We start from the raw sequence: 7,118 nt of genomic DNA on the forward strand, positions 1-7,118 counted from the left end.
AGAGAGCCGACGTTGCCTTCGGCTACAGAGCGCAGAACGCCTTCCTGCAGGCATTTCAGACTTTCAATCACCTGGCGGAACAGGATGCGGTCTTTCATGTCCTGGTTGGCAATGGTGACGTCGGGCTTGTGGTAGAGCTCGTAGAGTTTTGGCCAGATGGCTTTGCTGCCGTCTTCGGCGTACTCGTAGTAGCCACCGCCGTGGTAACGACCGCCGCGACTGAATTCGCTGATCAACTTTTCGCACACGTCGATGCTGACATGGCAATCGCTTTTACTGCCCAGTACACCCATGTCGCGGTGCGTTTCGGCGGCTTTGCGGGTCAGTTCCTGGCTGACTTCATCCTGAATGGTCAGAGGGCCGACAGGCATGCCGACCTGTTTGCCCATGGCATCAATCAGAACCGGATCAATACCTTCGGTCAGCAGGCGTGCGCCTTCATCCAGATAGGTAAAGAAAACACGTGAGGTGAAGAAACCCAGTGAATCATTCACCACGATAGCGGTCTTACGAATCTGACGGGTGTAGTCGAACGCTTTGGCCAGCGTTTCATCACTGGTTTTCTCACCGCAGATGATTTCTACCAATGGCATCTTGTCGACAGGGGAGAAAAAGTGGATGCCGATAAAGTTCTCGGGTTTGGCGCTGGCTTCGGCCAGTTGACTGATCGGCAAGGTAGAGGTGTTGCTGCCGTAAACACCGCCTTCGGCCAGATAAGCTTCGGCTTCTTTGGTGACGTTGTTTTTCAGTTCGATGTTTTCAAACACGGCTTCAATGATCAGATCGCAGCCTTGCAGGTCGGCGTAGTCGTTAGTGGCTTTGATCAGGCCCAGCAGTTTGGCTTTGTCGTCTTCGGTTTTACGACCGCGCTGAATTTGTTTATCCAGCAGCTTGGCGGTGTAGGCTTTACCTTTTTCAGCGGCTTCTACGCTGATGTCTTTCAGAACCACTTCGATACCGGCGGAGGCGGAACTGAACGCAATGCCCTGGCCCATCATGCCGGCACCCAGAATCCCGACTTTTTTCACCTTGGTAGGCTCAATGTCTTTCGGGCGGGCGGCGCCACCGTTGACGCTGTTCATTTGGAAGAAGCCGGAAGTGATGATGTTTTTGGCTTCCGCCGTGGTGTTCAGAAACGCAAAGCCGCGGGATTCGATGCGCAGGGCGGTATCGAAATTCACCGTCACAGTGTCACCGGCAACGGCCAGAATGCGCTCAGGAGCGGGCAGCAGACCGCGGGTTTTCTTGATGGTCATGGGGGGCGCCATCGACAGGATGTTCAGCACGGCCTGACTGGAGGCGTCACCACCGGGAATGGTGTGACCTTTAACATCCCAAGGTTGTGTCCAGGCGTCTGGATTGGCTTTGATCCAGGCTTTAGCACTGTCGACCAGTTTGTCTGCATCGTCCACCAGCTCGTTGATGTAGCCTACTTTGAGTGCTTTGGCTGCATTCAGGCGCGTGCCTTCCAGCAGGAAGGGCAGAGCTGTTTCGAGACCCAGCAGGTGGATGGAGCGCACGACACCGCCGCCGCCAGGCAGCAGGCCGAGAGTCACTTCGGGCAGGCCGATCTGTACTTTCGGGGAGTTCAGAGCCATGCGGTAGTTACACGCCAGGCAGATTTCCAGACCACCGCCCAGAGCGGCGCCATTGATGGCGGCAACCACGGGGACTTCCAGTTTTTCCAGACCGCGCAAGGGAGCCTTAATTTTGTCTTCCAGCATGCGGAACTGGGCTTCTTCTTCGCCTTTGGGGACTGAAGACAGCTCGCGCAAGTCGCCACCGGCAAAGAAGGTGCTTTTCGCGGATGCCAGAACCACACCGGTCAAGCCGCTTTCACTTTGCAGCTTGGTGACGGTGGCCTGCATGGCCTCGCGGTATTGGCTGTTCATCGCATTGACGGGGCCATCCATGTCCATGGTGATGGTGACAATGCCGTCAGCGTCTTTCTCGTAGATAAAACCGTGTATTTTCTCACTCATGATCTATTACCTTACTGATTCTGTCGTTTCTCTGTTGAGAGATAATTAAACGCGTTCGATGATGGTGGCGATGCCCATACCGCCGCCCACACACAGGGCGATCAAGGCGCGCTTCTTGTCCCGACGTTCAAGCTCGTCCAGCATGGTGCTGACCAGCATGGCACCGGTAGCGCCCAGAGGGTGACCCATAGCGATGGCGCCGCCGTTGACGTTGGTAACATCGTGAGAAATGTCCAGATCCTGCATAAAGCGCAGACCGATCGAGGCGAAAGCTTCGTTGATTTCGAACAGGTCAATGTCGGCGGTGGTCATACCGGCTTTGGCCAACACTTTCTTGGCAGCGGGTCCGGGGCCAGTCAGCATGATGGTCGGGTCGGTGGCCAGAACCGCGGTGGCGACAATGCGAGCGCGTGGCGTCAGGTTCAAATCCTTGCCGATTTTTTCACTGCCGATCAACACCGCTGAGGAGCCGTCCACAATACCGGACGAGTTGCCGGGTGTGTGCACGTGATTAATGGCGGGCAGCTGCGGGTATTTGCGCAGCATCATGTCATCAAAGCCCATATTGCCCATGGGCTCGAAAGAAGCGCGCAGCTTGCCCAGAATTTCCATAGTGGTGTTGGGTTTGATGAAGTCGTCTTTTTCCAAAATGGTGAGGCCGTTCAGATCCTTAACCGGCACCACGGAGCGGTCAAAGTAGCCGTTAGATTGGGCGTGAGCGGCGCGCTGCTGAGAGGCCAGAGCAAAGGCATCCACATCTTCACGGCCCCAACCACCGATAGTGGCGATGGTGTCTGCGCCAACACCCTGCGGCACAATGTTGTCGTGCAGAGTGACTTCAGGATCGAACATCCAGGCGCCGCCTGAGCTGCCCATGGGCACGCGGGACATGGATTCCACGCCGCCAGCGACCACCAGATCCTCCCAGCCGGAGGCGATCTTCATGGCAGCCATATTGACCGCTTCCAGACCGGATGCGCAGAAGCGGTCCAGTTGTACGCCGGGCACGCTTTCATCCCATCCTGCGAACTGGACAATGCTCTTGGCAACATCGCCACCCTGTTCGGCGGTCGGTGTGACACAGCCCATGACCACGTCATCTACCTGGCTGGTGTCCAGATCGTGTCGCTGTTGAAGTTCCTTCAACAGGCTGGCGCCCAGAGCAACGGGTTTAACCTCATGAAGAGAGCCGTCAGCCTTCCCTTTGCTGCGCGGGGTTCTGACTGCGTCGTATATATAGGCGGTATGTGGCATTACGAAATCCTGTTTGTCTTATCTGTTTATCGTAAAAAAGGTAGCTGAGGTCCGCTTGCTATCGATGCGTTTTGTCGATAACGTGCATTTTTTCATTATTGTTTGCTAAATAGGCCTCCATCAAGGATATATTTGGACATTAGTGTGCAGTTTGTTCCAGTTTGACTGTGGGGGCGGTAATCGCCTGTATCGGTAGGTTTCAATAGACCGACTGATAGAGGTTAGTAGAGGTATTGAGAGAGGTCAGTAGACGTATTGAAAGACGACAGTAGTATGCAAGAGATATCGGTTTCCAGTTACTTTCTCAGGGCTGTGGTCAAAAATGCCACGGAGAAGGGGCTTGATGTCCCTCGATTATTGCGCCGGGCGCACAACCCCCAGCGGTTGTTCAGAGAGATCAATGCCCGGGTCACGGCGGATCAGTACGCCAGCCTGCAGGCGATCACTATGCGGGAACTGAACGATGAAGCCCTGGGCTACACTCAGCTGCCTCAGAAGGTGGGTACCTGGTCTGCGGTCTGTCACTGGGTTATTCATGTCCGCACGTTAAGTCAGGCTCTGAAGCGATTTTGCCTGTTTTATTCGTTGATGGAGCGGGGGCTGAAAACCGAGCTGAGTACTCACGAAGATACTCTGACTGTCCATTTCTCTCCCTGGCAGGAAGGGGAGGCCATCGACCCCTTCGCTTACGAGTTGTTTATGTTTGGGCTGCACCGGCTGGCTTGCTGGCTGACCGAGGATAGCTTGCCGATTCAGCAGGTGCGATTAAATTACCCGGAACCGGAACACAGCCAGGAATATCGGGCCATGTTCCCTGGGGCGGAGAGTGTCTTTTGTAATACCGAAAATCGTCCCGCGGGCTGTGCCCTGACGTTCCGGCGTCGGGTGATGGAGTTGCCTGTGAAGCAGACGCCGGAGTCTCTGTCGCGGTTTTTGCGCCAACCGCTGCTGAATGTGATGGTCAATGACTACAATCAACAGAGCTGGAGCGCCAAAACCCGTGCCATACTGCGCCGTCGTTTGAGCAGTATTCCGACCCTGGTGGAAGTGGCTGCAGAACTGGATATTCATCCTAAAAAGCTGCGCCGCAAACTGGAAGCCGAAGGCATTAGCTACGGAGACCTAAAGAGCCAGCTGCGACGGGATATTGCTATTCGTCATCTGACCAAGAGCAGTGAAGCCATTGAGCAGATCGCCTACCTCACCGGGTTCTCCGAAACCTGTACCTTTACCCGAGCGTTCAAGCGCTGGACCGGCGTGACGCCATTTACCTACAGGAAACGAGCGAAAAGTGGCGCTGGCTGAGGTATCCTGTCTTATAAAATGTATTTAGCCTGTATGAGTCGAATATTATGAGCAAAGATAAGTTAGTTATTTTTGACACCACATTGCGCGATGGCGAGCAAAGCCCCGGCGCCTCCATGACCAAAGACGAGAAGGTCCGTATTGGCAAGATGCTGGAGAAGATGCGTGTCGATGTGATCGAGGCGGGTTTTGCCATTGCCAGCCCAGGAGATTTCGAGGCCGTCAAAGCCGTTGCTGAAGCGGTTAAAGAGTCCACAGTGTGCAGTCTGGCCAGGGCAGTACGCCCGGATATCGAGCGTGCGGGCGAAGCCCTGAAAAACGCCAATTCCGGCCGGATTCACACCTTTATCGCCACCTCACCGATTCACATGAAATACAAGCTGCAGATGGAGCCGGATCAGGTGTTGGCGCAGGCCGTTGAGGCGGTCAAAATTGCCCGTAATCTGTCGGAAGATGTTGAGTTTTCGCTGGAAGATGGTAGCCGTACCGAACCGGAGTTTATGTACCGCATTATCGAAGCGGTGATTGCTGCCGGAGCCAGCACCATCAATATTCCGGACACTGTGGGTTACGGGACTCCCGAAGAGTACGGGGCGTTGTTTAAGAACGTGATGAACAATGTACCCAATGCGGATAAGGCGATCCTGTCCACCCACTGTCACAACGATCTCGGGCTGGCGGTAGCGAACTCGCTGGCTGCTGTGATGAATGGTGTACGACAAGTGGAGTGTACGATTAATGGTCTCGGTGAACGGGCCGGTAATGCCTCATTAGAAGAGATCGTCATGGCGGTACAGACCCGCAAAGATTTTTATCCGGTGGAGACGACCATCGACACCCGTCATATTGTGCCTACGTCCCGTTTGGTGGCCAGTGTCACCGGCTTTCCGGTACAGCCAAACAAGGCGATTGTCGGGGCCAACGCCTTTGCTCATGAATCGGGTATTCATCAGGACGGGGTGCTCAAGCACCGTGAAACCTATGAAATTATGAAAGCCGAAGATGTCGGCTGGAATGCCAACAAGCTGGTCCTGGGCAAGCACTCCGGTCGTGCCGCGGTCAGAGCGCGTTTTGAAGAGCTGGGGGTGACGTTTGATTCTCCGGAAGCTCTCAACGATGCATTTAAACGCTTTAAGGATCTGGCGGACAAAAAACACGAAATCTTCGATGAAGACCTGCAGGCTCTGGTATCCGACGTTAAGGCCGAAAACTGTGACGAAATTTACCGTTTTGTGGGCATGGAAGTGAACTGTAAAACCGGTCAGAAGCCCAAAGCGGAGTTGACCTTTACCCGACTCGGTCAAAACGTATCAGCTTCGTCCGAAGGCAGTGGGCCCGTAGATGCGGTGTTTAAGGCCATTGAGAAAGAGGTCAGCAGTCAGTCGACACTGGAATTGTACTCAGTCAATGCGATTACCGCGGGCACAGAGGCGCAGGGTGAGGTAACGGTGCGATTGGCCAGGAATGGTGAAATCGTCAATGGCGTCGGTGCCGATACCGATGTGGTCGCCGCGTCGGCAAAAGCCTACTTGCACGCCCTGAATCTGTTAGAATCCGAAGGCAGAGCACACCCGCAACGGGGTGTATGACCTATTTGAAGACGATCCCACTATGAATGAAATCCAGCGCCAGCAATATCTAGACGCTCTTGGCATCGACAGCTATATGCCACGCTGGATTCTGCCGGTCGCACCGGCGCCTTTTTCTTGTGCGCCCGTACTGCCTAAACAAGAGCTGCCTAAACCTGGATTATCACAACCTGAGCTATCACAACCTGGGCTATCGCAAGCAGAACTACCGAGGCCCGGGAGCCCGGCGGTTGCGGACAGCGGTATAGCACCATCTGTTCAGCCTTCTGATGCAGCGCATGCTTCTCCAGCGCCTTCAAGTGAGTCTGTTGCCTCATCGGTTGCAGGATCTGAATCACGGGCAGCGATGCAACCTGAGGGGAATAGAGCGTCTGCTGCTGGAGTTTCTGGCACCTTGTCCGAGATTGTCGAAGAGGTGAAAACTTCTACGGCAGCAGCCCGACCCGTGTCGGAGTTTGCCAACGCGGCTACTGTGCAGCAAAAAGAGCAGGAAGAAGTCGATCCAAGCTTCTCTCTCAGCCTCTGGCGAGTCAGCGATGACCTGGTGGTTGTGGACAGTCGTCACGCAGAACTGGCGCTGCCCACCGAGCCTTTATTGACCAATATCCTGATGGCGCTGGGTATGCCTCGTCAGCCTTTGTCTCGGGCCGAGGTTCTGCGCTGGCCCATGTACGATCATCGTTTGGCGCCGAAAGGTGAGGCCGCCGCGCGTGAAACGGTAATGGCGATGCTAGAAGGCAAGCTGGAAGCTCAGCCCGCACGTTATATCCTGTTGATGGGGGCGGAAGCGTGTCATTTTGTGCTGCCGGCGGAGTTGTTGCCCGCAGAGGGTGGTCGGGAAGCGTCCTATCAGACTCTGCAAGGTAAAACGCACGCGATTGAGGATCTGGGTTTGACGGCCATTGTGGTGCCTAGCTTGTGCCAGATGTTACAGCAGCCAGAACTGAAAGCGCTGACCTGGCAAGCCATTCAGCCTTTGCGTGTGTCT

Annotated in this window: 4 protein-coding genes and 1 pseudogene; 3 read left to right on the forward strand and 2 right to left on the reverse strand. The window is 55.0% G+C overall.

What is annotated here, in order from left to right; all coding sequences use genetic code 11:
• Nucleotides 1–1,982: 3-hydroxyacyl-CoA dehydrogenase NAD-binding domain-containing protein (locus ACTG33_RS15050; RefSeq protein WP_439136046.1), on the reverse strand; the 1,982-nt coding region annotated here is incomplete at its 3' end.
• A gap of 45 nt (nucleotides 1,983–2,027) precedes the next feature.
• On the reverse strand, nucleotides 2,028–3,236 hold the full coding sequence (locus ACTG33_RS15055) for an acetyl-CoA C-acetyltransferase (protein WP_439136047.1): 1,209 nt from the start codon (nucleotides 3,234–3,236) through the stop codon (nucleotides 2,028–2,030).
• A 273-nt stretch (nucleotides 3,237–3,509) separates the two neighbouring features.
• On the opposite strand from ACTG33_RS15055, the gene ACTG33_RS15060 reads away from it, so the two are divergent.
• The 3 genes and pseudogenes from ACTG33_RS15060 to ACTG33_RS15070 form a co-directional block, all read left to right on the forward strand.
• Nucleotides 3,510–4,541 carry an AraC family transcriptional regulator gene (locus tag ACTG33_RS15060; RefSeq protein WP_439136048.1) on the forward strand — a complete coding sequence of 344 codons (1,032 nt, stop codon included), beginning with the start codon at nucleotides 3,510–3,512 and terminating at the stop codon, nucleotides 4,539–4,541.
• Between the two features lie 47 nt (nucleotides 4,542–4,588).
• Entirely contained in the window at nucleotides 4,589–6,130 is a 1,542-nt protein-coding gene (locus ACTG33_RS15065) for a 2-isopropylmalate synthase (RefSeq protein WP_439136049.1), read from the forward strand.
• A 394-nt stretch (nucleotides 6,131–6,524) separates the two neighbouring features.
• A pseudogene (locus ACTG33_RS15070) lies at nucleotides 6,525–7,118 on the forward strand (hypothetical protein); the annotation flags it as partial.

It is taken from the genome of Pseudomaricurvus sp., from assembly GCF_965662505.1.
Taxonomy (GTDB): domain Bacteria; phylum Pseudomonadota; class Gammaproteobacteria; order Pseudomonadales; family Cellvibrionaceae; genus Pseudomaricurvus.